General features: G+C 69.9%; 29 protein-coding genes and 1 tRNA gene. 22 read left to right on the top strand and 8 right to left on the bottom strand.

All coding sequences use genetic code 11. The features are described from left to right. Window positions 1–5: 5 nt before the first annotated feature. The 12 genes from OG432_RS15065 (at window position 6) to OG432_RS15010 (ending at window position 7,147) form a co-directional block, all read left to right on the top strand. A complete protein-coding gene (locus OG432_RS15065) occupies window positions 6–767 on the top strand; it encodes a phosphoglyceromutase (protein WP_328311451.1) in 762 nt (253 codons plus the stop codon). A 175-nt stretch (window positions 768–942) separates the two neighbouring features. Further along, complete coding sequence (locus OG432_RS15060; RefSeq protein ID WP_328315115.1) at window positions 943–1,263, top strand: gas vesicle protein GvpO; 321 nt, start codon at window positions 943–945, stop codon at window positions 1,261–1,263. 30 nt (window positions 1,264–1,293) lie between these two features. Then, on the top strand, window positions 1,294–1,779 hold the full coding sequence (gene gvpJ, locus OG432_RS15055; protein ID WP_328311450.1) for a gas vesicle protein GvpJ: 486 nt from the start codon (window positions 1,294–1,296) through the stop codon (window positions 1,777–1,779). A gap of 2 nt (window positions 1,780–1,781) precedes the next feature. After that, window positions 1,782–2,531: a GvpL/GvpF family gas vesicle protein gene (locus OG432_RS15050; protein WP_328315114.1), complete on the top strand. Its 750-nt coding sequence runs from the start codon at window positions 1,782–1,784 to the stop codon at window positions 2,529–2,531. 1 nt (window position 2,532) lies between these two features. Beyond that, window positions 2,533–2,787, top strand: coding sequence for a gas vesicle protein GvpG (locus OG432_RS15045; protein WP_328311449.1), 255 nt, complete (start codon window positions 2,533–2,535; stop codon window positions 2,785–2,787). Window positions 2,788–2,794: 7 nt separating this feature from the next. Next, window positions 2,795–3,694, top strand: coding sequence for a histone protein (locus OG432_RS15040; RefSeq protein WP_328311448.1), 900 nt, complete (start codon window positions 2,795–2,797; stop codon window positions 3,692–3,694). 6 nt (window positions 3,695–3,700) lie between these two features. Further along, window positions 3,701–4,795 carry an SRPBCC family protein gene (locus tag OG432_RS15035; RefSeq protein ID WP_328311447.1) on the top strand — a complete coding sequence of 365 codons (1,095 nt, stop codon included), beginning with the start codon at window positions 3,701–3,703 and terminating at the stop codon, window positions 4,793–4,795. Then, window positions 4,792–5,115, top strand: coding sequence for a gas vesicle protein GvpJ (gene gvpJ / locus OG432_RS15030; RefSeq protein WP_328311446.1), 324 nt, complete (start codon window positions 4,792–4,794; stop codon window positions 5,113–5,115). The genes OG432_RS15035 and gvpJ (OG432_RS15030) overlap by 4 nt, the downstream gene beginning before the upstream one ends. 106 nt (window positions 5,116–5,221) lie before the next feature. Next, the gene (locus OG432_RS15025) at window positions 5,222–6,028 is read left to right on the top strand and encodes a GvpL/GvpF family gas vesicle protein (RefSeq protein ID WP_328311445.1); all 807 of its coding nucleotides are present in this window, start codon (window positions 5,222–5,224) and stop codon (window positions 6,026–6,028) included. Between the two features lie 3 nt (window positions 6,029–6,031). Continuing rightward, window positions 6,032–6,259, top strand: a complete 228-nt coding sequence (locus OG432_RS15020) for a gas vesicle protein (protein ID WP_328311444.1) — start codon at window positions 6,032–6,034, stop codon at window positions 6,257–6,259. Next, complete coding sequence (locus OG432_RS15015; RefSeq protein ID WP_328311443.1) at window positions 6,256–6,534, top strand: gas vesicle protein K; 279 nt, start codon at window positions 6,256–6,258, stop codon at window positions 6,532–6,534. The genes OG432_RS15020 and OG432_RS15015 overlap by 4 nt, the downstream gene beginning before the upstream one ends. Before the next feature lie 199 nt (window positions 6,535–6,733). Continuing rightward, on the top strand, window positions 6,734–7,147 hold the full coding sequence (locus OG432_RS15010; protein WP_328311442.1) for a hypothetical protein: 414 nt from the start codon (window positions 6,734–6,736) through the stop codon (window positions 7,145–7,147). Window positions 7,148–7,282: 135 nt separating this feature from the next. Here OG432_RS15010 and OG432_RS15005 read toward each other — a convergent pair whose 3' ends face one another. After that, window positions 7,283–7,441, bottom strand: coding sequence for a hypothetical protein (locus OG432_RS15005; RefSeq protein WP_328311441.1), 159 nt, complete (start codon window positions 7,439–7,441; stop codon window positions 7,283–7,285). Window positions 7,442–7,655: 214 nt separating this feature from the next. Next, on the bottom strand, window positions 7,656–8,333 hold the full coding sequence (gene phoU, locus OG432_RS15000; RefSeq protein ID WP_328311440.1) for a phosphate signaling complex protein PhoU: 678 nt from the start codon (window positions 8,331–8,333) through the stop codon (window positions 7,656–7,658). A 198-nt stretch (window positions 8,334–8,531) separates the two neighbouring features. Between phoU and OG432_RS14995 the strand changes: the two genes are divergently transcribed. Continuing rightward, a complete protein-coding gene (locus OG432_RS14995; protein WP_328311439.1) occupies window positions 8,532–9,812 on the top strand; it encodes a sensor histidine kinase in 1,281 nt (426 codons plus the stop codon). Then, window positions 9,809–10,489: a response regulator transcription factor gene (locus OG432_RS14990; RefSeq protein WP_267058550.1), complete on the top strand. Its 681-nt coding sequence runs from the start codon at window positions 9,809–9,811 to the stop codon at window positions 10,487–10,489. Before OG432_RS14995 ends, OG432_RS14990 begins: the two co-directional genes overlap by 4 nt. A 160-nt stretch (window positions 10,490–10,649) precedes the next feature. On the opposite strand, the gene OG432_RS14985 is transcribed toward OG432_RS14990, so the two are convergent. Beyond that, window positions 10,650–11,327, bottom strand: coding sequence for a DUF461 domain-containing protein (locus OG432_RS14985; RefSeq protein WP_328311438.1), 678 nt, complete (start codon window positions 11,325–11,327; stop codon window positions 10,650–10,652). A gap of 621 nt (window positions 11,328–11,948) precedes the next feature. Here OG432_RS14985 and OG432_RS14980 point away from each other — a divergent pair. From OG432_RS14980 to OG432_RS14955, 6 genes are all read left to right on the top strand, one after another. Continuing rightward, window positions 11,949–12,431: a CarD family transcriptional regulator gene (locus OG432_RS14980; RefSeq protein ID WP_003953493.1), complete on the top strand. Its 483-nt coding sequence runs from the start codon at window positions 11,949–11,951 to the stop codon at window positions 12,429–12,431. Between the two features lie 366 nt (window positions 12,432–12,797). After that, the gene (gene ispD, locus OG432_RS14975) at window positions 12,798–13,535 is read left to right on the top strand and encodes a 2-C-methyl-D-erythritol 4-phosphate cytidylyltransferase (protein ID WP_328311437.1); all 738 of its coding nucleotides are present in this window, start codon (window positions 12,798–12,800) and stop codon (window positions 13,533–13,535) included. Next, window positions 13,525–14,034: a 2-C-methyl-D-erythritol 2,4-cyclodiphosphate synthase gene (gene ispF, locus OG432_RS14970; RefSeq protein WP_328311436.1), complete on the top strand. Its 510-nt coding sequence runs from the start codon at window positions 13,525–13,527 to the stop codon at window positions 14,032–14,034. The genes ispD and ispF overlap by 11 nt, the downstream gene beginning before the upstream one ends. Window positions 14,035–14,222: 188 nt before the next feature. Next, entirely contained in the window at window positions 14,223–15,620 is a 1,398-nt protein-coding gene (cysS, locus tag OG432_RS14965; protein ID WP_328311434.1) for a cysteine--tRNA ligase, read from the top strand. A gap of 106 nt (window positions 15,621–15,726) precedes the next feature. After that, entirely contained in the window at window positions 15,727–16,683 is a 957-nt protein-coding gene (rlmB, locus tag OG432_RS14960) for a 23S rRNA (guanosine(2251)-2'-O)-methyltransferase RlmB (RefSeq protein WP_328311433.1), read from the top strand. A gap of 75 nt (window positions 16,684–16,758) precedes the next feature. Then, entirely contained in the window at window positions 16,759–18,261 is a 1,503-nt protein-coding gene (locus OG432_RS14955) for a DoxX family membrane protein (protein WP_328311432.1), read from the top strand. 613 nt (window positions 18,262–18,874) lie between these two features. Here the strand turns inward: OG432_RS14955 and OG432_RS14950 are convergent. From OG432_RS14950 to OG432_RS14940, 3 genes are all read right to left on the bottom strand, one after another. After that, entirely contained in the window at window positions 18,875–19,606 is a 732-nt protein-coding gene (locus OG432_RS14950) for a nucleotidyltransferase family protein (protein ID WP_328311431.1), read from the bottom strand. Window positions 19,607–19,639: 33 nt separating this feature from the next. Next, window positions 19,640–20,050, bottom strand: a complete 411-nt coding sequence (locus OG432_RS14945) for a hypothetical protein (protein WP_328311430.1) — start codon at window positions 20,048–20,050, stop codon at window positions 19,640–19,642. Between the two features lie 221 nt (window positions 20,051–20,271). Further along, complete coding sequence (locus OG432_RS14940) at window positions 20,272–21,408, bottom strand: ABC transporter ATP-binding protein (RefSeq protein ID WP_328311429.1); 1,137 nt, start codon at window positions 21,406–21,408, stop codon at window positions 20,272–20,274. Window positions 21,409–21,716: 308 nt separating this feature from the next. Here OG432_RS14940 and OG432_RS14935 point away from each other — a divergent pair. Beyond that, a tRNA-Thr gene (locus OG432_RS14935) sits at window positions 21,717–21,790 on the top strand. 646 nt (window positions 21,791–22,436) lie between these two features. Here OG432_RS14935 and OG432_RS14930 read toward each other — a convergent pair. Next, window positions 22,437–22,883, bottom strand: a complete 447-nt coding sequence (locus tag OG432_RS14930) for a hypothetical protein (protein WP_328311428.1) — start codon at window positions 22,881–22,883, stop codon at window positions 22,437–22,439. A 26-nt stretch (window positions 22,884–22,909) separates the two neighbouring features. Then, window positions 22,910–23,536, bottom strand: coding sequence for a restriction endonuclease fold toxin-2 domain-containing protein (locus OG432_RS14925; RefSeq protein WP_328311427.1), 627 nt, complete (start codon window positions 23,534–23,536; stop codon window positions 22,910–22,912). Between the two features lie 191 nt (window positions 23,537–23,727). Here OG432_RS14925 and OG432_RS14920 point away from each other — a divergent pair, with 191 nt between their 5' ends. Next, a complete protein-coding gene (locus OG432_RS14920) occupies window positions 23,728–25,854 on the top strand; it encodes a restriction endonuclease (protein ID WP_328311426.1) in 2,127 nt (708 codons plus the stop codon). Window positions 25,855–26,113 lie beyond the last annotated feature (259 nt).

Here is a 26,113-nt window from a genome sequence, read left to right as displayed (position 1 = left end):
GACGCATGGCCGACGCACCGTACAAGCTGATCCTGCTCCGCCACGGCGAGAGCGAGTGGAACGAGAAGAACCTGTTCACCGGGTGGGTGGACGTCAACCTCACGCCGAAGGGCGAGAAGGAGGCGGCGCGCGGCGGTGAGCTGCTCAAGGACGCCGGCCTGCTCCCCGACGTGCTGCACACCTCCCTCCAGAAGCGCGCCATCCGCACCGCCCAGCTCGCGCTGGAGTCCGCGGACCGCCACTGGATCCCGGTGCACCGCAGCTGGCGCCTGAACGAGCGGCACTACGGCGCGCTCCAGGGCAAGGACAAGGCGCAGACGCTCGCCGAGTTCGGCGAGGAGCAGTTCATGCTGTGGCGCCGCTCGTACGACACCCCGCCGCCCGCCCTCGAGGACGGCACGGAGTTCTCGCAGAGCGAGGACGCCCGCTACGCGACGATCCCGCCGGAGCTGCGCCCGCAGACCGAGTGCCTCAAGGACGTCGTCACGCGCATGCTGCCGTACTGGTACGACGGCATCGTCCCGGACCTGCTCGACGGCAAGACCGTCCTGGTCGCCGCCCACGGCAACTCGCTGCGCGCCCTGGTCAAGCACCTCGACGGCATCTCCGACGCCGACATCGCCGGCCTGAACATCCCGACCGGCATCCCGCTCGTGTACGAGCTCGACGCCGACTTCAAGCCGGTCAAGCCGGGCGGCACCTACCTGGACCCGGACGCGGCGGCCGCCGCGATCGAGGCCGTGAAGAACCAGGGCAAGAAGAAGTAGCCCTTGTCATCAAGCCCCTGATCTGCGCCTGAAGCGCAGGTCAGGGGCTTTCGTTTGTTCGGGGCCGTCCGTGGGCCGTGAGGCCGGGGGTCTTGTGGCCCGAGCGCCTTGCCGAGAGCCCACCCAACTGCACCGCTCAAGGTGCGTTATGTCTGATATCGACCAGACTGAACTCATGGCAGAAGAACGGCGACCTCGCCCCAAGAAGTCCTCGACGGCAACCGCTCGCCGTCCGCGGGCTGTGCGGGGAGCCGAGCACGCCGCACGTGCCGCGTCGCAGAGCCTGCAGGGCCTGATCGGCCACCCGACCGAGGGAGTGACGGCCGTGGGGCGCGAGGACGACGGCTGGCGTGTGGTCGTGGACGTGTTGGAACTGGCCCGCATTCCGGACACGACGAGCTTGCTCGCCTCGTACGAAGTGCGACTCGACCAGGAGGGCGAACTCGTCGAATACCGCCGGGTCCGCCGTTATCGACGGGGATCCGCCGACGAGTGATCAGTGCTCGACCGACCGGAAGGACGCTCCATGCCCGCGACCACCTACTCCGACGAGGTAGTGGCCTGCCCACCGCGCGCCGGCACGTTGTACGACGTGCTTGAGCTCATCCTTGACCGGGGCATGGTGATCGACGTGTTCGTCCGGGTCTCCCTGGTCGGCATCGAGATCCTCAAGATCGACGCTCGCATCGTGGTGGCCAGCGTCGACACCTACCTCCGTTTCGCCGAGGCCTGCAACCGGCTCGATCTGGAGCGGGACTCCGGCAGCACCACCATTCCCGAGCTGCTCGGCGGTGGAGCGGCGGGCGCCGCGAAGTCCATGGGCAAACGCAAGGTGCGCGAGGCGGCACACAGCGTCGGGGACACGGTGCGCAAGGCGGTCCGAGGCCGCGACGACGACGCGGACGAGACCGACGAGGACGAGGAAGAGCGCCGCGAACCCACGAGGAAGCGTCGCCCTGCGCCACGAAGCGGTGGCAGCTCCAGTAGCCGTCGACGCACTGCGGAGGCATGAGCGTGCCGGAATCGGGTGTCTACGTCTACGCGATCGTCCCGGCCGGAAGACGTCTGCCGGCCGGGCTGACGGGTGTGGGCAGTCCCGCCGCGGCAGTGCGGTCGGTTCCACAGGGACGGGTGGCCGCCGTCATCAGCGAGGCTCCCCCCAAGCTGCGTGCCAGGCGCCGTGACCTGCTCGCCCATCAGCAGCTCCTGCTCCGGCTGTCGGAGGCAGGCCCGGTCCTCCCGATGCGCTTCGGCATGGTTGCGTTCGACGAGGACACGCTCCGCGACCAGTTGGCCCCTCGCGAGACGGACCACCTGGCAGTGCTGCGACACCTTTCGGGCGCGGTCGAATTCAACGTCAAGGCCCTGCCGGCGCAGGACGCACTGGCGAGCGTCGTCGCGGAGGACAAGGCGGTGCGCCGGCTGCGGGATGCCGTCCGGCGACAGCCCGGGTACGAAGCCAGCCTGCGATTGGGGCAGGCCGTCGCGGCGGCCCTGGAGGGCAGGGCCCTCGAAGCGGGCCGCCGCATGCTGCAGGAACTCGCGCCCCGGGCACGCGCCGTGGCCCAGGGGCCCGACGTTCAGGGCTGCGTACTCAACGCCTCGTTCCTCGTCGACCGCGCGGACAGCGACGCCTTCCGCTCGGCGGCGGAGGAGATGGCCCGCGTGAGCCGGGACCGCGTGGAACTGCGCCTCGCAGGCCCCTTGCCCTGCTACAGCTTCGTGGCCGTCGAAGGCACTCCCGCACGAACCGCAGGAGCCTGAGATGGGCCTCATCACCGGATTGCTCACGTTGCCCCTCGCGCCCGTCCGAGGCGTCGTCTGGGTGGCGGAGAAGCTCAACGACGCAGCCGAGCGCGAACTGCACGACCCAGGAGTGCTCCGAGCCCAGCTGGCCGTGCTGAACCAGGAACTCGAAGACGGCGACATCAGCCTGGAGGAGTTCGAACGCGAAGAGGAACGGTTGCTCGACCGGCTGCATGCCGCGCGAGCCCGTTCCACGTCGATCGATCGAAGGTGACGCACTCATGGACGACAAGGACAAGGTGGCACTCGCTGCCGCGGTAGTGGGCGGTTACGTGCTGGGCCGGACCAAGAAGGGCCGCATGGCGCTGTCCATCGCCACCTACCTGGCAGGGCGCCGATTCGGTCTGGAGCCTCGTCAGCTGGCCGCCGAAGGCATGCGCAGGCTGAAGGACATCCCGCAGGTGGCCGAGTTGCAGGAGCAGCTGCGCGGAGAGGTCCTGGACGCCGGCCGCAAGGCCATGACGGCCGCCGCCGAACGCAGCATGGGCAACCTCGCCAGCGTCATCAGCGAACGCACGGCTCTGATCGGAACGAAGGCGGACGAAGAAGAGGACGAGGACGAGTATCCGGAGGACGAGGACGCCGGGTACGACGACGAAGAGGACGAGGAAGAGCCGGAAGGCGAGTACGAAGAAGACCAGGAGGAGGACGAAGAGGAGGAGGAAGAGCCGGAAGACGAATACGAGGAGGACCAGGAAGAAGCGGACGAGGAGGACGAAGAGGAAGAGGAAGAGGAAGAGGAAGAGCCGGCTCCGCGGCGTAGGCGTCGGAGGCCTGCCCCTGCTCGCGATGAGAGAAAGTCCGGAGCAGCTGGGAAGACAGCGCCGCGACGCAGGCCGGCACCTGCGAAGAAGGCTGCGGCGAAGAAGGCGGCACCGGCGAAGAAGACCGCCTCCCGGAAGGCGGCGGCCAAGAAGGCACCGGCGAAGAAGGCGGCACCGGCGAAGACCGCTCCGGCCAAGAAGGCGGCGAAGAAGGCACCGGCCAAGAAGGCGGCGGCCAGGAAGACCTCGCCGGCCAAGAAGACGGCGTCCGGGAAGACGGCGGCCAAGCAGACGGCGGCCAAGAAGACGGCTTCGTCCAAGCGGACCGCATCCAAGCGCGCCAGCGGCCGGAGGTAGAGAGCCATGGCCACGAAGGAAAGCGACCAGCCTGCCGGGCCGGCCTCAGGGATGGACCAGGTCCGTGAAGCGCTGACGAAGTTTCTGTCCACGCAGGTCGAGCATCTCGCCGAAAAGGCGGGCGACAAACTGACCGACGTCACTGGGCAGCTGACGGACGCAGCCGAGAACGGGGGATCGCTCCCTGCGATCGGATCCCGCATTCTGCAGGGCGACTCCCCTGTGAAGGCGTTCGTCTCGGAGAAGGCCAAGGGCGTCAAGGACAACGTCGTGGACAAGGTCAAGGGTGCCTTCGGCGGAGGAAAGGGCAAACGCAAGTCCGGTGGCGGCAAGCTCATGAACATCAACGAGAGCCTTGACATCGGAATTCCTCTGCGGGACGCCTACGACTTCTGGACTCAGTACGACAAGTTCAGCGGCTTCGCGAAGGGCGTCCAGGACGTATCCAAGGGCGACGACACCGAAAGCAACTGGAAGGTGAAGGTCGGCCCGTCCACCCGCAGTTTCAAGGCGACCGTCCAGGAGCAGATCCCCGACGACCGCATCGTCTGGACCTCCGAAGGCGCCAAGGGCACCACCAGGGGAGCCGTCAGCTTCCATGAACTGGCACCCAACCTGACGCGCATCATCCTGGTCGTGGAGTACTACCCGTCCGGATTCTTCGAGAAGACCGGCAACCTCTGGCGGGCACAGGGACGCCGTCTACGGCTGGACTTCAAGAACTTCCATCGTTACGCCACGCTCACCAGCGAGGAGCCCGAGGGCTGGCGCGGCGAGATCCGCGACGGAGAAGTCGTCGTCACGCACGAGGACGCCCTGGAGGAAGAGGAGGCGCAGCAAGGGGAAGAGGGGGCGGAGGACGGCGACCGGCCCGAGGACGAGTACGACGAGGACGCCGACGCCGCCTACGAGGACGAAGAGGGCGCGGACGACGAAGAGGCTCCGGAGGGCGAGGACGCCGACGAGGACGAGGAGGGCTACGAGGACGAGCAGGACGAGGAGGGCGAGGAGAACGGCGAGGACGAAGAAGAGGACGAAGAAGAGGACGAAGAAGAAGAGGAGAGCGCCCCCACGCGCCGAGGGCGAAGGCGACGCTCGTGACCGATGTCGACTTCCGGCAGAGCCAGCCTCTCGCTTCCGGTCCTCAGACGACCAATCTCGCCGACATCCTTGAACGCGTCCTGGACAAAGGGATCGTGATCGCGGGCGATATCAAGATCGACCTTCTCGACATCGAACTCCTCACCATTCGTCTTCGTTTGTTCGTCGCATCTGTCGATACAGCGAAGAAGGCAGGGATCGACTGGTGGGAAACCGATCCCGCGCTCAGCTCCCGCGCATCCCGAAACGCTCTTCAGGAAGAGAACCGGGAGTTGCGGGAGCGGCTGGAATCGCTCGAGTCCGGAACGTCGGACGACTGAGGGGTCGACTGAGGGGGCGACTGCCTGGTCGGCCGGCGCTCCAGGCATCCCAGAAGACTCAAGGGCATCCCAGAAAGACTCGACGAGTGAGGAGAACCGAGGGACCATGACGGATTGCGACGCTGAGCTTGCAGACGCCGGCGCCACGTACGTGTTCGCCGTCTGTCGCGACCCCGGCCTGCCGGCCGTGGACGGGCTGTCCGGGGTCGCGGCCCATGGGGCACCCGTGAGGGCCCTGTCACTGGGTTCGCTCACGGGGATCGTCCAGACCGTCCGGGCACGGGACTTCACCGACGAGGCCTGGCAGGCACGCCTGGCCGACCCGCCGGAACTCGAACGCTACGCGCGCGCCCACCACGACGTGGTCTCCGCAGTCGCTGCCCGCTGCCCGACGGTTCCCTTGCCGATGGCCACCGTCTACCACGGCGACGACAGGGCCCGAGATGCCCTGAGCAGGGAACTGGCCCGGTTCAGCACGGCCCTTGAGCGCACCGCGCATCACGCCGAATGGGGCGTCAAGGTCTACGCACCCCCCGCAGTCGGACGCGACGCCTGCCAGGCCGCCCGACCTGTCAGGTCTGCCGAGAGGACCCGCCCGGCGCCAGGCGCGGGCCTCGCCTACCTGGAACGCAAGCGAGGAGCCCAGAAACTCCGCGAACGGGACGAGGAAGAGGCGCTGCGTACGGCGGAGTCGGTGGATGAACAGGTCCGCCACCTCGCAACCGCGTCCCGCAGACTGCGGACCCAGCCCGCCACCGAAGGCAGGACGCAGATCCTCAACGCGACCTACCTCATCGCGGAAGACCGCTCCGATGAGCTCGCTGTGCTGACAGAAAACCTCAGGCAACGCACCGGAGCGCCCATCGAACTGTCCGGGCCGTGGGTGCCGTACTCATTCGTCGGCGAGGTGTAGATCATGGCGCATGACGCGGTGCCCTGGGACGGCTCCAGTCGGCTGAACGGCCCCATCGGGGTGCCGCTCGTCGACCTTCTTGACCGGGTTCTGGCGACTGGCGTGGTGGTGAGCGGTGACCTGGTCATCGCCATCGCCGATGTGCCGCTCGTACGGGTCTCGCTCCATGCCCTGCTGTCATCGGTCAACGAACGGGTCCCTGCCCCCTGGTCGGACAGCGGGCCGCTGTGACGACCTCTCGCCTGGACATGGACTCCGAGAAGATGGGACGCGACCTCGTCGCCCTCGTACTCACCGTGGTCGAACTCCTCAGACAACTGATGGAGCGGCAAGCGATCCGCCGCATCGAACAGGGTGACCTCAGCGAGGAGCAGGCCGACGAGATCGGCACGACGTTGATGCTGCTCGACCAGCGCATGACCGAACTCTGTGAACAGCACGGTGTGCGACCTGAGGACCTCAATCTCGACCTCGGCCCGCTGGGCAGCCTTCTCCCCCGAAACTGACGGGGCTGACGGGGCTGACGGGGCTGATACGGGGCTGACGGAGTCGACGGGCCGGCTGAACGCCGGTGTCGAGTGGCGTAGCAGCTGGCCCGAAGCCCAGTCGGTCACTGCCCGTAGCCGTGCGCATCCCCTCCGGTCGCCGTCCGGGCGCCCCGTGGATAGCCTCGATGCGGGGGGTCCGCCAAGACGGGAGTTCAACGTGAAAGCCACCCTGCTCAGCCGCTCCGCCCGCCTGACCGCGGCTGGTGCTCTGTCCGCCGCCCTGCTGGTCGCCGGCGGCGCCGACGTCTTCGCCGCGCCGAGCGCCAAGCCCAGCCCGTCCGCGTCCGCCTCCAAGGCGGCCGGCTCCATCACCGTGAAGGCCGCGCCCACCTCCGTGAAGGCCGGCGGCAAGGTGATCTTCACCGGCCGCACCAAGGGCATGCCCATAGGCAGCAAGCTGGTGCTCCAGCACAAGAAGGGCAGCAAGTGGACGACCCTGCAGGCCAATGCCACCGTCAAGCAGGGCAGCAGCTACGCCATCGAGGCCAAGCTCAACGACAAGGGCAAGCAGGAGCTCCGTATCAAGGCGGACAACGCCACGTCGCCGACCATCAACGTCACCGTCAACTGACGTAGCCAGCAGGGCGCTTGACCTGACGACGCGGTGCCCCGGTGCCCCGGCGTGCGGGTGAGCGGATCGATGCGAGAGGGGCCCCGCCATGGCCGGCGGGGCCCCTCTCGCGCCGAGTTCAGCGGGGGTGCGGGGTCAGCAGGAGCAGCCGCCGCACTGGCAGGGCGCCCCCGACTGGCAGCCGCAGCCGCAGCCCGAGCCGCATCCGCAGGCGCCGACGAGCGGCAGCCGGGTCACTTCGACGGGTGTGACGGGTGCGTCCTGCCGTGGTTCGCTCGCGGGTGAATCGGTCATGGGTCCCTCCCGGGGTAGGCACAGCAATGAGCCTTCGCCCATTGCATGCCCACTTCGGCGGGCGCATCAACGGCGCATGTGGGCGCGGGCGTTGGGCGCCGTACCACCGTCCCCGTACGGACGCGCCCGTACCACTGCCCCCGTACGGACGCGTCCGTCACCCGCCGGTCGGAAGGCCCCGCCGGTCCGCACCCCCGGCCGGGGCCGCCCGCGGTCAGGCGCCCTCGGTCTGCGCGGGTGCCTGGAGTTCGTCGGCGTGTTCGCCGGTGACGAGGTAGACGACGCGCTTGGCGACCGACACCGCGTGGTCCGCGTACCGCTCGTAGTAGCGGCCGAGCAGGGTCACGTCGACCGCCGTCTCGATGCCGTGCTTCCAGCGGTCGTCCATCAGGTGCTGGAACAGCGTGCGGTGCAGCAGGTCCATCTCGTCGTCGTCCTGCTCCAGTTGGAGCGCGAGGTCGACGTCCTTGGTGATGATGACCTCGCCGGCCTTCGCCATCAGGCGCTGGGCGAGCTGGCCCATCTCCAGGATGGTGGCGTGCAGGTCGTTCGGTACGGCGCGCTCCGGGTAGCGCAGCCGGGTCAGCTTGGCCACGTGCTGGGCCAGGTCGCCCGCGCGCTCCAGGTCGGCGCTCATGCGCAGCGAGGTGACGACGATGCGCAGGTCGGTGGCGACGGGCTGCTGGCGGGCGAGCAGGGCTATGGCGCGGGCCTCCAGGTCGTGCTGGAGGTCGTCGACCTTCTGGTCGGCGGCGATCACGTTCTCGGCGAGCTTCAGGTCCGCGTCGAGCATGGCCGTGGTGGCGCGCCCGATCGCCGACCCGACGAGCCGGGCCATCTCGACCAGGCCCTCGCCGATCGAGTCAAGTTCCTCGTGGTACGCGTCACGCATGGGTGTCCCTCTCTCGACGGTCTCCGGGGGCTCGGGGCTGCTGCGGCCCCCACGCTCCCACGTTCCGTCCCGCACGCGTCCGGTTCGGCCACGGGAAGTGAACCATCCCCGTCACCTCGGTGAACTCTGGGCGACGAACGTTCGAGCAGGCCCTCTTTCGGCTGGGAGAGTGTCGGTGCGGCCGCATAACCTGGACGCATGGACGTGAACGCGGCGGTCGCCGCATTGGCAGCGATCGCCGGCGTATGCACCGGCGTGATCGCCATGCTGGCATTCCGCTGGAGCGAGCGGGACCAGGCCCGGCCCACCAGGTCGTCCCTGCACACCGACGCGGTCCTGCCCCCGGGCGTGGACACCGTCCTGTCCGTGCTGCGCTCCTCCGCGGTCGTCCTCGACGAGAGCGACTCGGTGGTCAAGGCCAGCTCCGCGGCGTACGCGCTCGGCCTGGTCCGGGGCGGCAAGCTGGCCGTCGAGCCCATGCTGCACATGGCGCGCGACACCCGGCGCGACGGCGAGATACGCCAGGTCGAGCTCGACCTCCCCCGGCGCGGCACCGGCCGCGGCGAGGCCCTCGCGGTGTCGGCGCGGGTCGCCCCGCTCGGCTCCCGGCTCGTCCTGCTCCTGGTGGAGGACCTCACCGAGGCCCGCCGCATCGAGGCCGTACGGCGTGACTTCGTGGCCAACGTCAGCCATGAGCTCAAGACGCCGACGGGGGCGCTCTCCCTGCTCTCCGAGGCCGTCATGGACGCCTCGGACGACCCCGAGGCGGTCACCCGCTTCGCCGGCCGGATGCAGATCGAGGCGACCCGGCTCACCAACCTGGTCCAGGAGCTCATCGACCTGTCCCGGGTCCAGAACGACGACCCGCTGGAGGACGCCGAGCCGGTCCGTGTCGACGAGCTCGTCGCCGAGGCGATGGACCGCTCGCGCCACCCCGCGTCCACCAAGCAGATCACCATGGCCTCGGGCGGCACCGCCGACCTGTACGTGTGGGGCAACCGCGGCCAGCTCGCGGCGGCGCTCGGCAACCTCGTCGAGAACGCGGTGAACTACTCGCCCGCCAGGACCCGGGTCGGCATCGCCGGCCGCCGCATCGCCGCGCCGGGAGGGGATCTCATCGAGATCGCCGTGACCGACCAGGGCATAGGGATCTCCGAGAAGGACCGCGAGCGCGTCTTCGAGCGCTTCTACCGGGTCGACCCGGCCCGCTCCCGCGCCACCGGTGGCACGGGCCTCGGCCTCGCCATCGTCAAACACGTGGCCGCCTCGCACGGCGGGGAGGTCACGGTGTGGAGCTCCGAGGGACAGGGCTCCACCTTCACCCTGCGGCTGCCGGAAGCCGCCGCCGTTCGGGACCGCGCCGTGTCCGGGCGCGGCCCGGACACGGTGGACGAGGACGACGACGTCCCGTACGAGACCTTCAGTTCCGCTCTGCCTCATTCCCCAGCCATAGTTCCTGCCCCGGAGGTCCTTCCGTGACCCGAGTGCTCGTCGTCGAGGATGAGGAATCCTTCAGCGACGCCCTGTCCTACATGCTCCGCAAGGAGGGTTTCGAGGTCGCGGTGGCGGCCACCGGGCCCGACGGCCTGGACGAGTTCGAGCGCAACGGCGCCGACCTCGTGCTGCTCGACCTGATGCTGCCCGGCCTGCCCGGCACCGAGGTCTGCCGTCAGCTGCGCGGCCGCTCCAACGTGCCGGTCATCATGGTGACCGCCAAGGACAGCGAGATCGACAAGGTCGTCGGCCTGGAGATAGGGGCCGACGACTACGTCACCAAGCCGTTCTCCTCCCGCGAGCTGGTCGCCCGCATCCGCGCCGTGCTGCGCCGCCGCGGCGAGCCGGAGGAGGTCACGCCGGCCGCCCTGGAGGCGGGCCTGGTCCGCATGGACGTCGACCGGCACGTGGTCACCGTCTCGGGCGCCAAGGTCGACCTGCCGCTGAAGGAGTTCGACCTCCTGGAGATGCTGCTGCGCAACGCGGGGCGCGTGCTGACTCGTATGCAGCTCATCGACCGGGTGTGGGGCGCGGACTACGTGGGTGACACCAAGACCCTCGACGTCCACGTGAAGCGCCTGCGCGCCAAGATCGAGCCGGACCCGGGCGCGCCGCGCTACCTGGTGACCGTCCGCGGCCTCGGCTACAAGTTCGAGCCGTAGACCGGCAGCCGGTACGAGGAGAGTTGTAGACCGGCAGCCGGTACGAGGAGAGCCGTAGACCGGCGGCCATACGACGGAGGGCGGCCCCGGATCGAATCCGGGGCCGCCCTCCGTCGTTCGCTCGGCCGGCCAGTCGTTCAGGCCGGCCCGAGCCTCGGTGTCAGTGGCCGGTGCCCGCGCTGTGCGAGGGCGAGCCGGTGCCGGCGGGCTTGCCGCTGCTGCCCGCGTTCGGGCCCGCCGCGTTGGACGGGCCGCCCGAGGGGGTGCCGGAGGGGCTGCCGGAGGCCTTGCCCGACGGCTCGCCCGAGGGGGAGGCCTTGGGCTTCGGCAGCTCGCTGGGGCCGACGCCCTCGAAGTAGCTGGTGGCCGGGACCACGTACGCGCCCAGGCTCACCGCGCCGGCCTTGCTGAACTGGAAGGTGACCTTCTGCGCGTCGCCGTTCTTGGCGGCCTCGCGGCCGTTGTCGATGACCGCGGAGGCGTTGCCCTTGCCGCCGAGCACGATCGAGCCGTGCCCGGGGACGGTGACCGCACCCGTGCCCTTGGCGGGGGTGAGCTTGACGACGGCGCTGCCGACCTGGACGGAGTCCAGGGTCTGCGGGTCGGCGCCGTTGTTGAAGAGCGTCGCGGCGACGACGGCCGGGCCTTCGGCGTCGGTCTTCGGCTGGGTGACGACCGTCGCGTTCTGGACCTTGATGTCGCCGACGGTGACGTAGGCGTTGTCCGCCTTGACCTCAAGCGTCTGTGCGTTGTTTCCCGCCGCGCAGGCGGAGAGGGAAGCGAGCGAGAACGCGATGGCAGAAGCGGCGAGGGCGCCGCGTCGAAGGCTGCGGCTCACGGCGGCGGCAACTCCTTGGACGTACGAGGGGGACTTCGGACGGACTTCGGACGGGCTACGGGTCAGCCGGCCGCATGCCTGAGAGCCGGCTAAGGGTGTGTCAGCGGGCTTAGATTACCGAGCCGTCCGACGCGTCCCGCACCCGACCCGCCCCTACGGACGACCGGCCCGGCGAACTCGGGTGGATCATGCGCCCCGCTCGCTCTTTCGTGGGCCGTTCCCATAGGCCGGATGATCAATTTCCGCGGCCGCCACACATTCCTTACCGAAAATCCGCGCGACTGCGCGCGCCGAGCCGTTCGTTGATCAATTCCCGGAATGAATGACAGGCGGCCGAACGGGTGAACGAGCGCCGAACGGAGTAGATGAAGTTCACCGTCCGGAATCCGGCAAATCGGGACAATCAGCCTCTCGGGACCCTCCTCGCGGCTGCGGAACGTAGGCGTTTCGCAACTCCTTCGCAGCTGCTCCGACCTGCGAATACCGCCTTGCGGAAGCCCTGCGCAGCACGTTCCTGTTGCTGTTGTCAAGCCCCGAGATATGCCCTGACCTGCGAAAACGCCATTCAGAAGAAGCCGTATCCGTGTTACCCTGGATAGCCACGGAAGGGGTACCTGTCACATGACGTTCAAGGTTGGCGACACCGTGGTCTATCCCCATCACGGGGCCGCGCTGATCGAGGCTATCGAAACTCGCCAGATCAAAGGCGTGGACAAGACCTACTTGGTGCTCAAGGTCGCCCAGGGCGACTTGACTGTGCGCGTGCCCGCGGACAATGCGGAGTTCGTAGGCGTTCGCGATGTAGTGGGTCAGGACGGGCTGGACCGGGTCTTCGAGGTGCTGCGCGCGCCGTACGCGGAGGAGCCCACGAACTGGTCCCGTCGTTACAAGGCGAACCTTGAGAAGCTCGCCTCCGGCGATGTCATCAAGGTCGCCGAAGTGGTGCGTGACCTGTGGCGGCGCGAGCGCGAGCGCGGCCTGTCCGCGGGCGAGAAGCGCATGCTCGCCAAGGCGCGCCAGATCCTGGTGAGCGAGCTGGCCCTCGCGGAAAACACCAACGAAGACAAGGCCGAGGCCCTCCTCGACGAGGTTCTCGCGTCCTGACGCCGTCAGGTCTGTCCGGCGGACGGACCTGGTTCCGGGGCTCGCTCCGGAATACCCGGCTTTGCCGCGGTGCCCGCTGACCAGCAGAGTCCCTAGCTGTGTCGCCGGGCGCTGCGGCATGTTCGTATCCCCTTGCCAAGCGCCCGCACTGCATTTCCCGCGTTCCCCCGCCGCGCGTACCACCTGTCTCGGCGCCCGAGCACCCGCACCGCGCGGACGCCGGGCCCCGGCGGCCGGACGGCTGCCCGACCAGTCGTCACGGAAGGGCCGGTCAGGGCGGAGCGCCCGGCACTCCCCCGCTCCGAAAGCGCTCCGGAAGCAGGGGGTACTCCCAGGCCATACCCACGTCGTTTGAGGACACAAACCTTGTCAGACGAATCGCGCCCTTTCCGCACGGCCGCGGTGGTTCCAGCGGCCGGACGCGGCGTGCGGCTCGGTCCGGGCGCCCCCAAGGCGCTCCGCACGCTGAGCGGTACCCCCATGCTCGTCCATGCCGTCCGGGCGATGGCCGCCTCGCGCGGCGTCTCGCTCGTCGTGGTGGTGGCCCCGCCCGACGGCGCCACCGAGGTGAAGAACCTCCTCACCGAGCACGCGCTGCCGGAGAGGACGGACTTCCTCGTGGTGCCCGGCGGCGCGAGCCGCCAGGAGTCGGTCAAGCTCGGCCTCGACGCTCTGCCGCCCGGCTTCGACGCCGTCCTCGTCCATGACGCGGCCCGCCCGCTGGTGCCGGTCGACACCGTCGACGCGGTGATCGAGGCGGTACGCGACGGGGCGCCCGCCGTGGTGCCCGCGCTTCCGCTCGCCGACACCGTGAAGGAGGTCGAGCCGAGCGGTGACGGCTCTCCCGAGCCGGTCGTCGCCACCCCCGAGCGGGCCCGGCTGCGCGCGGTGCAGACGCCCCAGGGCTTCGACCACGACACGCTCGTACGCGCCCACGAGACGGTCACCGGCGATGTCACCGACGACGCGAGCATGATCGAGCGGCTCGGTCTGACGGTCGTGGCGGTCCCCGGGCACGAAGAGGCGTTCAAGGTGACCCGGCCGCTCGACCTCGTCCTCGCCGAGGCCGTACTCGCACGACGGAGGGCCAACGATGGCTTCTGACACGCCCGTTCCCGTGATCCCGCTGGTCGGGATCGGCACCGACGTCCACGCCTTCGAGCGCGGACGCGAGCTGTGGTGCGCCGGGCTGCTGTGGGACGGCCCCGGGGACACGGAGTTCGGCCTCGCCGGCCATTCCGACGGCGATGTCGCCGCCCACGCCGCCTGCGACGCGATCTTCTCGGCGGCCGGCGTCGGCGACCTCGGGGCGCACTTCGGCACCGACCGCCCCGAGTGGTCCGGCGCGTCGGGCGTGGCGCTGCTCGCGGAGGCCGCGCGGATCGTGCGCGCCGAGGGCTTCGAGATCGGCAACATCGCGGTGCAGGTCATCGGCGTACGCCCGAAGATCGGCAAGCGGCGCGACGAGGCGCAGAAGGCGCTGTCGGCGGCGGCCGGGGCGCCGGTGGCGGTGTCCGGCACCACCACCGACGGCCTCGGCCTGACCGGCCGGTCCGAGGGTCTCGCGGCCGTGGCCACGGCGCTCGTGTACCGGGTGGCGTGAGTCCGGTCCACCCGGTGTCGTGAAGCCCGTGACCCCCGTCGGCTCCGGGCCGTGACCCCCACGGGTGATCGTCCGGGACGCGGACGAAGATCGTCCGGCGGTTCCGAGGCCCAACAGTCGCCGAATTGTGTGCCCCGGGGCCCGGAAAGGGTCGCGGGGCACTCCTGTCGGGCCACTACCCTGGTGAGGTGACCATTCGCCTGTACGACACCAGCGCCCGGCAGATTCGTGACTTCGTCCCGCTCACGCAGGGTTGTGTCTCGATCTACCTGTGTGGCGCCACCGTCCAGGCGGCCCCGCACATCGGCCACATCCGGTCGGGCCTCAACTTCGACATCATGCGCCGCTGGTTCGACTACCGCGGCTACGACGTCACGTTCATCCGCAACGTCACCGACATCGACGACAAGATCATCAAGAAGGCGGCGGAGCAGAACCGCCCCTGGTGGTCGATCGGGTACGACAACGAGCGCGCCTTCAACGACGGCTACACCGCGCTCGGCTGCCTGCCGCCCACCTACGAGCCGCGTGCCACCGGCCACATCACCGAGATGATCGAGATGATGCGCGGCCTCATCGAGCGTGGCCACGCCTACGAGGCGGACGGCAGCGTCTACTTCGACGTGCGGTCCTTCCCCGAGTACCTCCAGCTCTCCAACCAGGACGTCGACGACCTGCGCCAGCCCGACGAGGGCGTCGCGGGCAAGCGCGACCCGCGGGACTTCGCGATGTGGAAGGCGTCCAAGCCGGGCGAGCCCGACTGGGAGACGCCGTGGGGCCGCGGCCGCCCCGGCTGGCACCTGGAGTGCTCGGCGATGGCCCACAAGTACCTGGGCACCGCCTTCGACATCCACGGCGGCGGCATCGACCTGATCTTCCCGCACCACGAGAACGAGATCGCCCAGGCCCAGGCCTTCGGCGACGCGTTCGCGACGTACTGGGTGCACAACGCCTGGGTGACGATGTCCGGCGAGAAGATGTCGAAGTCGCTCGGCAACAGCGTGCTCGTCTCCGAGATGGTCAAGCGCTGGCGTCCGATCGTGCTGCGCTACTACCTGGGCACCCCGCACTACCGCTCGATGATCGAGTACAGCGAGGACGCCCTGCGCGAGGCCGAGTCCGCGTTCGCGCGGATCGAGGGATTCATGCAGCGGGTCGTCGAGAAGGTGGGGGGCGCCGTCGAGCCCGCCGCCGAGGTGCCGCTCGCGTTCGCCGAGGCGATGGACGACGACCTGGGCGTGCCACAGGCCCTCGCGATCGTCCACACCACCGTCCGCCAGGGCAACAGCGCGCTCGCCGCCGACGACAAGGACGCGGCGACCGAACGCCTCGCGGAGGTGCGCGCCATGCTCGGCGTGCTCGGTCTCGACCCGTTCGACGCGCACTGGGCCGAGGAGAGCGACCGGGGCGACGACCTGCACGGGGCCGTCGACACGCTCGTACGCCTCGTCCTGGAGCAGCGCGAGGCGGCCAGGACGCGCAAGGACTGGGCGACCGCGGACGCGATCCGCGATCAGCTCACCCAGTCCGGCCTGGTCATCGAGGACAGCCCCAGCGGCCCCCGCTGGACCCTCGGCCCGCGCTGAGCCCACGCGCGATGTGCCGCTCGGGCGATCGGGCGGCACACTTCATATACGTACGTACACGATCTGCATGTGCATGTGGATCGCGGATCCACAGAAACAGGTAGTCATGGCCGGGAACAGCCAGCGCAGGAACCGCCGCACGTCCAACAAGAAGGGCGCGACGGTCGGCAGCGGTGGCCAGCGGCGCCGTGGCCTGGAGGGCAAGGGCCCCACTCCCAAGGCCGAGGACCGCAAGAAGCACAAGAAGAACCGCATCGCGACCGCCAAGGCCAAGCAGGCCGCGACGCGCCGCCCCGCGCCCCGCCGCGGCGGCGCCAAGGGCACGTCCGAGATGGTCGTGGGCCGCAACCCGGTCTTCGAGGCGCTGCGCGACGGCGTGCCGGCGACCACGCTCTACGTGCAGCAGTACATCGACAACGACGAGCGGGTGCGCGAGGCGCTCCAGCTCGCCGGCGAGCGCGGCAACATCCACCTGATGGAGGCCCCGCGCGTCGAGCTCGACCGCATGACCAACGGCCTCAACCACCAGGGCCTCGTCCTCCAGGTCCCGCCGTACGAGTACGCGGACCCGCAGGACCTCACCGCGCACGCGTACGACAACGGCGAGGACCCGCTGATCGTCGCGCTCGACGGCGTGACCGACCCGCGCAACCTGGGTGCCATCGTCCGCTCCACCTCCGCCTTCGGCGGCCACGGCGTGGTCGTGCCCGAGCGGCGTGCCGCCGGCATGACGGCGGGCGCGTGGAAGTCGTCGGCGGGCACCGCGGCGCGTACGCCGGTCTCGCGCGTCACCAACCTGACGCGCGCCCTGGAGGCGTACAAGAAGGAAGGCCTCACGATCGTCGGTCTCGCCGCGGACGGTGAGCACACGGTCGAGGAGCTCGACCAGATCGCCGGGCCCGTCGTCATCGTGATCGGCAGCGAGGGCAAGGGACTTGGCCGGCTCGTCGGCGAGACCTGCGACTACCGCGTGCGGATCTCGATGCCGGGCGGCGCCGAATCGCTCAACGCCGGTGTGGCGGCGGGCATCGTGCTGTACGAGGCGGCCCGCCGACGCGCCTGAACCGGGTGATCTTGACGGGTCTCGGACAGATTCGGACCCGTCAAGCAGTGTCCTAAACACCCGTCACTCGGTTAGATGAGTGTGGACACCAGAACGCCCCGGCCCGGGTTCGACGACCAGCCTGCCCTGAGCATGGCCAAGGTGGACTGCGACCCCGCGCAGGTCATCGTCAACCACGCGAGTTTCAGGGTGCAGCTTGCCCCCAAGTCGCTGCCGAAGCCCATCATTTCGAGCACCGCGGTGCGCCGCAGGGCGCCCGTGGTGTGGAGCGGGAAGTCGGCGCCGGGGGCGAGCGGACTCCTGCAGGCGGTCCGCGCCACCTCCGTGGGCGGAGGCGGCGCAGGCTACGACACCGGCGCGACGCAGACCATCCCGCGCGTCTCCGTCGACGACACGATGCCGACGCCGCTGGTCCCCGGACCCGGCGCGGGACCGGAGACCGCACTGCTCCCGCAGATGCGCACGCCGTACGGTCAACAGCCTTATGCGCAGGACGAGTTCGAGGAATTCGACGAGCTCGACGGCGACCCGGACGACGGCTCGCCCGCCAAGCGGCGCGGCGCCGACCCCGTCCGGCACGCCTACTACCCGGGCCGCCGGATGAACCTCGGCGTCGTGCTGCTCCCGCTGCGCGTCTTCCTCGGCTTCATCTCCGTCTATGCCGGCATGGGCAAGCTGTGCGACCCCGTGTACTTCGACGGCGGCGAGCGCGGCTCGATGGTCAAGTGGCTGAATTCGCTGCACCCTTGGGCGCTCGCCGAGCCCCTGCGCGACTTCGCCCTCGCGCACCCCGTGGGCGCGGGGCTCACGGTGGCCTTCCTTCAAGTCGTCGTCGGCGTACTGACGATGCTCGGCCTGTGGCAGCGGGTCGCCGCCGTGTTCGGCGCGCTCCTGTCGGCGGCCCTGCTCGTGACGGTGAGCTGGCAGACCGTGCGCGCCTATGACGCGCCCGACATCATCTACCTCGCCGCCTGGTCGCCGCTGATCATCGCGGGCGCCCCGGTCTACTCGCTCGACGCCCGCCTCGCCGGCGAGGCGTGGCGCAAGCTCGGCCCGCGCTCCGAACTCTGGGAGCTGCGGCGGCGGGTGCTGCGCCGCGGCCTGGTCATGACGACGGTCGTCGTCGGCCTCACCCTGACGACCGGCGCGATCCTCGGCGGCGCGGTCCGCTCCACCACCGTGGTGACCGTGCCCGGCCCCGACGACGACCCGACCAACTACCTGCCCGGCACCCCGCTGCCGAGCGAAACGGGCCCGGCGCTGGCGCCCCGTACGCCCCCGAAGGCCGTCAAGCCCTCTCCCAAGGCCAAGACGTCGGCCAGCCCGTCCCCGAAGGCGTCCAAGAAGCCGAAGGCGCACCAGACGGTCACGGCGGGCACCACCGGCCAGCCCAGCCACTCCGCGGGCACCGGCGGCCAGGCCCCGTCCCACCACCGCACCACCCCCAAGGCCCCGCCGTCCACGAGCGCGGGCCCGACGTCCTCGGGCGGCACGGGCTCCTCCGGCGGTACGGGGTCGACGGGGGGCAGCGGCGGAGGGCGCGGCAACCGCAACCCGATCGGGGGGTTGCTGGGGTAGCGCCGGGCGCGCGGCCGAAGCGGAAAGAAGGGGGCCGGTGAACATCCCGGCCCCCTTCACCGCACCACCGTCCACCCCGCTTCCGGGTGCGGCCCGTGCCCGCGTCTCGCGCAGTTCCCCGCGCCCCTAAACCCGCCTTCGTGTGCGGGTCGTGCCCGCGTCTCGCGCAGTTCCCCGCGCCCCTAAACCCGCCTTCGTGTGCGGGTCGTGCCCGCGTCTCGCGCAGTTCCCCGCGCCCCTAAACCCGCCTTCGTGTGCGGGTCGTGCCCGCGTCTCGCGCAGTTCCCCGCGCCCCTGAAAACCCCGGTTCGGGCGCGGACCGTGCCCGCTTCTCGCGCAGTTCCCCGCGCCCCCAAAAAACCCGGCTCGTGTGCGGACCGTGCCCGCGTCCCGCGCAGTTCCCCGTGCCCCCAAAAACCCCGGTTCGTCTGCGAGCCGTGCTCGCTTCTCGCGCAGTTCCCCGCGCCCCTGGCGGGGCTCGGTCGAGGCCACCTCAGCCCGTCGTGGGGGTCCCCCTGGCCCTTAAGGCCTTGGGGGAGATTGAGGACGAGCACCCTTTAGGCGCGATACGGGGTCTGGGGCGGAGCCCCGGCCGGCCGGGGGGGGCGGGCACTCAACTCCGGTGCGCAGCGAGTTCCTTGGCCGCCTCCGTGAGGTCCTTCGCCGTGTCGATGGCCCGCCAGTACGCCCCGTGCGGCAGCGGAAACCCGGCGAGCCGGCGCTCGCGGGCGAGCCGCGGGAACGTGGTCCGCTCGTGGTCGCCGACATCGGGCAGCATCGCGGTGAAGGCCGCGGAGAAGACGTACACGCCCGCGTTGATGAGGTACGGCGAGGGCGGCGACTCGATGAAGTCGGTGATGTGGCCGAACGCGTCGGTCTCGACGGCGCCCCACGGGATGCGAGGGCGGGCCAGGGCCAGGGTGGCGGTCGCGTCGCGCTCGCCGTGGAAGGAGGCCATCTCGCGGAGCGAGAAGCGCGTCCAGATGTCGCCGTTGGTGGCGTACCAGGGCCGGTCGGGGTGGGGCAGCGACGCCGCCGCGTACTTGAGGCCGCCGCCGCGGCCCAGCGGTTCGTCCTCGACGACCGTGGTGACGCGCAGCGGAAGATCGGCCTTCGCCAGCCAGTCCTTCAGGACGTCGGCGAGGTGGCCGCAGGAGATCACGGCGTCAGTGACGCCCTCGGCGGCCAGCCAGGCAAGCTGATGGCCGATGATCGGGACCCCGGTGCCCGGGATCTCGACCATCGGCTTGGGGCGGTCGTCGGTGTACGGGCGGAGTCGTGAGCCCTGGCCGCCCGCCAGGACCACGGCCTGGGTCGGAAATGTCGCAGTGGTGCTCGCTGTCATGCGGTGAACGATAGGCGTCCCCGCAGCGGGACGTCACCGCTCCTGGGCCACGCCGGAAGCGAAGGAGGTGTCGCAGACGGGACGGGAGAACGTCTGGGCCTTCACCGGGCCGTAGTGCTCCACGGCGGCCCTGCCGAGCGCGCGGGCGATCGACATGCAGTGCTGGGCGAGCGAGGGGCGGTGCTCGACCTCGCGCTGGAGGTGGGTCAGCGCGGTGCCGGGGTCCTTCTCCTGGAGCTCGGTGAGGAGCGCGTCGCGCAGGACGTCCTGCGGGGCACGGGACTTGGCGCGTACGGAGACGTTCTCGGAGGAGGCGGTGAGGATCTGCGATCCGTTGCTGCCCGCCCAGTTGACCCGGGTGACCGCGAGGGTCCCGGAGAGCACGAGGACGACGGGCAGGACGAGGGCGAGGGTTCGGCCGATTCGGCGGGCTGTGTGCGTCACGCAGGTGAGCGTAGCGGGGAGTGATGATTTGGCGACATTTAGTCACTCTGTCGGGGGATGGTTCGACGTCGCTTTTCGAATGGCGTGTTGACGAACGCGATTCGAATTGCCCGGTGTGCCGGGGTATTTGTCGACAACCGGCCGACCGACGACTGCGGCCCCGCACGCGAGTGCGGGGCCGCCACAACCGTAGACCCCCTGGTGGGAGGCGCGTACGGGTATCAGTCTGTAAGGCGCTCGCCCGTGGAGGTGGAGAACACGTGGGTCTCACCCGGACGCGGGACGACGTGGAGCTGTGTGCCCTTCTCCGGTACCGAGCGGCCGTCCACGCGGACCACGAGGTCCTTCACTTCGCCGCCGACCTCGGCGGAACCGTACACATAGCCGTCCGCGCCCAGCTCTTCGACGACATTGACGGTGACGGCCAGGCCGGCCGGGGCCTCCGCGGACTCCTTGGTGAGGGACTTCGCGACGGCACCGCCCTGCTCGACGATGTCGAAGTGCTCGGGGCGCACGCCGACGGTGACCGTGCGGTCGCCGCGGTCGGCGGCCGTGGCCAGCGCCTCGCGGCTGACCGGCACCACACTGTTGCCGAACTTCACGCCGCCGTCGGTGATCGGCACCTCGACGAGGTTCATCGCGGGCGAGCCGATGAACCCGGCGACGAACAGGTTGGCCGGGCGGTCGTACATGTTGCGCGGCGAGTCGACCTGCTGGAGCAGACCGTCCTTGAGGACGGCCACGCGGTCGCCCATCGTCATGGCCTCGACCTGGTCGTGCGTGACGTACACGGTGGTGATGCCGAGCCGGCGCTGGAGCGAGGCGATCTGCGTACGGGTCGAGACGCGGAGCTTGGCGTCGAGGTTGGAGAGCGGCTCGTCCATGAGGAAGACCTGCGGCTCACGCACGATGGCGCGCCCCATCGCGACGCGCTGGCGCTGACCACCGGAGAGCGCCTTGGGCTTGCGGTCCAGGTACTCGCTCAGGTCGAGGATCTTGGCCGCCTCCTCCACCTTCTTCCGGATCTCCGCCTTGTTCACGCCGGCGATCTTCAGGGCGAAGCCCATGTTGTCGGCGACGGTCATGTGCGGGTACAGCGCGTAGTTCTGGAACACCATCGCGATGTCCCGGTCCTTGGGCGGCAGGTGCGTGACGTCACGCTCGCCGATGCGGATGGCTCCGCCGTTGACGTCCTCCAGGCCCGCGAGCATGCGCAGGGAGGTGGACTTTCCGCAGCCGGAGGGGCCGACGAGTACGAGGAACTCGCCGTCCTCGATCTCGATCTCGAGCCCGTCGACCGCGGGCTTGGTGGAACCCGGGTAGACCCGGGTCGCCTTGTCGAACGTGACAGTGGCCATGACTGATGTGTCCCTTCACCGGCAGGAACGTGCCGGACGATCCGAGTAGAGGGAGAAGTGGTGTAGTCCACCTGGGTGGACTGGGTCAGGACGCTACCTGCCGATGCTCCGCTTGTCAGCAGCCCGGTGCCGCGAACTTTCCGCCCGCACCACCCACCAAATTCCCGGCCCCGCGAGCTTCCCGTCCGTCCCGGGTCTGCCCCGCGAGCTTCCCGGCCCTGGCCCGGCCCCACGAGATCGACGGCCCGAGCTCCGCCCACGAAATTCCCGGCCCCGCCCGGCCGGGCGTTGGTTACACTTCACCCGTTGCCTCCTTAGCTCAGCTGGCCAGAGCACCGCTCTTGTAAAGCGGGGGTCGTCGGTTCGAACCCGACAGGGGGCTCAACGCGAAGGGCCAGTTCGGAGGCTTGAACCTCTCGAACTGGCCCTTCGTCGTGATCACGGCCGTGCCACACACATGCCAGACTCCACTGCGATTCCACATCCCCGCCGCAGCAACTTCGGGGGCGACTGGACCACGGCCACGAAGAAGGCCGGCGACACACCTGGCGCTCTGCCAGGGCCCGCCGTACGCCATGCCCGGACCTGTGCGGTAGTGATCGAGAGCAGAGGGCGCCGGCCGAAGCCGTGCCTCTCGGCCAGTGAGGTGGGTCAGCGTCGGCAAGAGCCACGAGATGCCACGCCCGGAGATCGTTCTCGGGTTCCACGGTCTGTGTCTAGTGAAGCCTGTCGGCGACGACGATCCGCCTGGCCATGTATCAGCCAGGAGCCGTCGCGGGGATCTGTTGCAGGTTTCTCCGCCTGGTTGAACTCACGGCGCGGCACGCTTGCTGCGGACAGCGCGCGGGCAAGGGGTCAACCGTCCCCAACTGCGCCGCATATCCTTTGAGTTGACACGGCTGACCGCGAGCCATCAGCGCCCCGAGGGTCAGGCGCGTGGTTCAAATACGGAGCTGCTGTCGCGCGCGTGGCGAAGGGGAGGGAGGGAGCGGAAGGGCCGGAGCTGTACGTCCCATCCTGGAAAAGCACTAGTCAAGATCCCCCGTCTCCTTGATGTGACTGACGAAGACCGCTGCGATCCGAGGGCGGGTTACCTCGGGAACAAGGGCGTGTCCGATGCCTTCCTCGATTCCCCACGTCGTGTTGAACATGACCGGGACATCGGCCGGTGCCACTCGATTCCTGAGCCACAGGGCAACCCGAGACGCGAAGTGACAGTCGCAATCCAGGACTGAGACACCCTCGGGATCCAGGGAGGCGAAGCCTTCCAGGGTCTCGTCCTCGAAAGTGATCCCAAAGATCATCGATGCGCCACGTACGGGGCCGTCTCCTTCGTCGTCGATGCGGATGAAGGCGTCCGTGTCCCGCTCACGAAGCCGCGCTCCCAGCCCTTCGAAGGTCAGGCCCCAGCTTTGCCCATGTGGTGGGGTGAAGACGAAGGTGGTGCGTAGTTCCGCGATCTGTTCCGGCTCCATGGTGGTGCTTCCTGGGGTGGGTCTGGTCAAGGGACGTAGCGGGCATGGCCTTTGACGCCGTAGGCCGCCATCATGAGGCGCCAGTACTGGACGGCGTCCTGATTGTTGGTGACAGTCTCGACACCGCGTATCTCATGGTTACGTGGGTCGCTGAGCGCGCCCGCGTATTTGCGGAGCTCCAGACGATCCTTCCAGTAGAGGAAGTCCCTGTCGCCTGTCGCGTGGTTCTTGCGGAGATCCTCCAACGAGCGATAGCAGCGCTGATCCGGCTTGTTCACGTACTTTGCTTCGATCGCCATCCCGTCGAGATTGCGGAATCCGTCCACCATCAGTGTGTTTGACGGGCTGATTCCTGCCGGGATCGGCACCTCGAATTCCGGAAACCCTGCCATACGTCTTTGATAGGCCTGCTCGGCCGGCTTGCCGCCCGAGATGTCTCCCTTGCGTAGTGAGTCCAGCCATGTCTGAAAGGGGTGCGCCTCGCTGGTTGTGAGCTGCGGGAACCTGAGGTCTGGAGGTAAGTTTTTTGGGGGAGCGAGCAGAGTGGAGTTCGCAACACAACTGCTGTCCGCGGCGACTTCCTGTGTACAGGTGGCCGGCGTATCTCGTGCGGCGCGAAGCGGGGCCGACAAGGAGTGGGTCATCGGGTGCATGCGCCAGGCACCCGTGGCGCCGGTTTTCTAACCATGGCTCCGCAGGCCAGAGCACTATGATCGCCCTTGTGTCTCCGGCCGAGTGGGGGCTCTGCCGAGAGGAGTTGTCCCGGCACTGCGCCGGGTCCCGGGACACTTGCCTTAGGGGCGCGGGTGCGGGTGCGGGGTTTGGGGAGAGGGGCGGGCGAGGCATGAGCCGGCGTTCCAATGGTCTTGTCGGGGTCTGGGCCGAGGCGCAGCGGCAGCAGCAGCGTCAGCGGGAGGCGCAGCAGCGGGCGGTCGTGCAGGAGCAGCGGCAGCAGCGGGCGTACGAGCGGGACCGGGCGCGGGCGCAGCGGGAGCAGCAGGCGGCGTACCGGCAGGGGCGGGAGGCGGATGCCCGGCTGCGTACGGAGGAGCTGGAGCAGCAAGTCGCCGCGCTAGGGGCCCTGTTGGCGGACGGGTGCCGCGCCGCGCCGTTCCGGGTGGCGGCGTTGATGCGGCCGGAGCGGGTCGCGCCGTTCGAGCCGGGCCCGCTCGCACAGCCGGTGGTGATGCCCGACCCCACGCAGTATCAGGCACAGGGCGGCTGGACCGCCGGGCGGCGGGCGCAGGCCCAGCAGGAGGCGCAGGCCAGGTATCAACAGGACTGGCACGTCGCGCAGGCCGCCGAGGCCCAACGGGTGCGGCAGCTCACGGAGTACCGGGCGCAGTACGACGCGTGGGCGGCGCAGCAGCTCGCCGAGGTGCGGGGGCACAACGCCGGGCTCGCGCAGCTCGTGGACGCGCTGCGGGCCGGCGAGCCGGGTGCGGCGGTGGACTACTTCTCCGCCGCGCTGTACGCCTCGGGCGCTTGGCCGGAGGGGTTCCCGCGTCAGGTGGCCGCCGCCTTCGACCGGGGTGCGCGTCAGCTCGTACTCGACTGGGAGCTGCCCGGGATCGAGGTCGTCCCGGAGGCCAAGTCCGTGCGGTATGTGGCCAGTTCGGATCAGGAGAAGGAGGCCGCGCGGCCTGTCACGCAGCGGCGCGCCCTGTACCGGGACGCGCTCGCGCAGTGCGTGCTGCTCGTGCTGCGTGATCTGTTCGCGGCGGATGAGTTCGGGGTGCTCGAGTCGGTCGTCCTCAATGGGTTTGTGGATGACGTCGATCCGGCCACCGGTCGGCGTGCCGAGATCTTCCTCGCCGCGGTGAGCGTGACGCGCGAGGCGTACGCGCCGCTCAACCTCGGGCAGGTCAGCGCGGTCGAGTGCCTCGTGGAGGCGCTGCGCGGTCAGCTGTCGGCGCGGCCCGATCTGCGGGCGGCCGTACGTCCCGGGCGGCGGCCCGCCGATGTGGGCACAGGGGTCGTCTCGCACGGGGGCGGCGAGGAGCCCGATCTGTTCACCATGGACCCCATCGAGTTCGAGGGGCTCGTCGCCGAGCTGTTCCGGGCGCGTGGGATGCAGGCGCTCACCACGCAGCGCTCCAACGACGGCGGGGTGGATGTCGAGGCGCTCGATCCGGACCCCATCAGCGGGGGGCGGATCATCGTCCAGGTCAAGCGCTACCGCAATACGGTGCCGCCGACCGCGGTGCGGGACTTGTACGGGACGGTGCAGGGGGCCGGGGCCAACAAGGGTGTGCTGGTGACGACTTCGGGCTTCGGGCCCGGGTCGTACGGGTTCGCCGAGGGCAAGCCGCTGACATTGGTGTCGGGGGCGGAGCTGGTGGAGCTGCTGCATCAGCACGGGTTGCGGGGGCGGTTGGGGGAGCGTGCCGGGGATGCCGGCGGTGGGCCGGGTGTGGGTGGCGTTCCCGCTCAGCGGTCGGCGCCGGCGGGGGCCGGATCCGGGAGCGGCGAATCCGGGGGCGGCGAAGACTTCAATGTGCTCGGCATGACCTGGGCCGGGGCGGTCGCGCTCGACGTGTGCGCGCTGGTGTGCCGGGGTGCGCGGGTTCTTGCCGAGGATCACTTCGTGTTCTTCAACAACCCCGAGAATCCCGGGAGTTCCGTCCGCATGGTGCCGGGGGTCGGGGGCGACCGGGCGGCGGTACGGGTGGTCTTCGACGGCCTGCCCGAAGGGGCCGACCGGCTGGTGCTGGTTGCCGCGGTCGACCCCGAGGCGAACCCGGACCAGGATCTGGCGGGGTTCACCGACGCGGCGATCTGCCTGCGGGACGCGGCGGGGCGTGAGCTGGACCGGCTTCCCGTCGCGGACGGGCGGGCCGGGGAGACGGCGCTGGTGCTCGGGTCGTTCCGGCGGCGAGCTGGGGGTGACTGGGACTTCGTGCCGGGTGGGAAGGGATATCGGGGTGGGCTGGGGGAGTTGGTGGGGGAGTACGGGGTCACGGTGGCCTGAGCGGCCCCGGCCGCGCTCGGTGCGGTGCCGCCCAGGGCGGAGGCTCTGCGACTCCGGGCCCCAAGGGGGCGTGGGGGTCGGCTCTGAGGCGCCGGGTGCCCTGAGGATGTGCGCGCAGGCCGGCACCGGGTGGTTCAGGGGCGCGGGGAACTGCGCGGGTGACCCAGCACGGTCGTCACACGAAGTGCGGCGGGGTTGGTGGGGCTCTGCCCCAGGCCCCGGGAGTGACCCCCACCCCACCCCTTCCCGAAACCCTCCG

Source organism: Streptomyces sp. NBC_00442, from assembly GCF_036014195.1.
GTDB lineage: Bacteria > Actinomycetota > Actinomycetes > Streptomycetales > Streptomycetaceae > Streptomyces.
The sequence above is the reverse complement of the archived record's forward strand: the minus strand, read 5'-3'. Positions and strand labels throughout refer to the sequence as shown.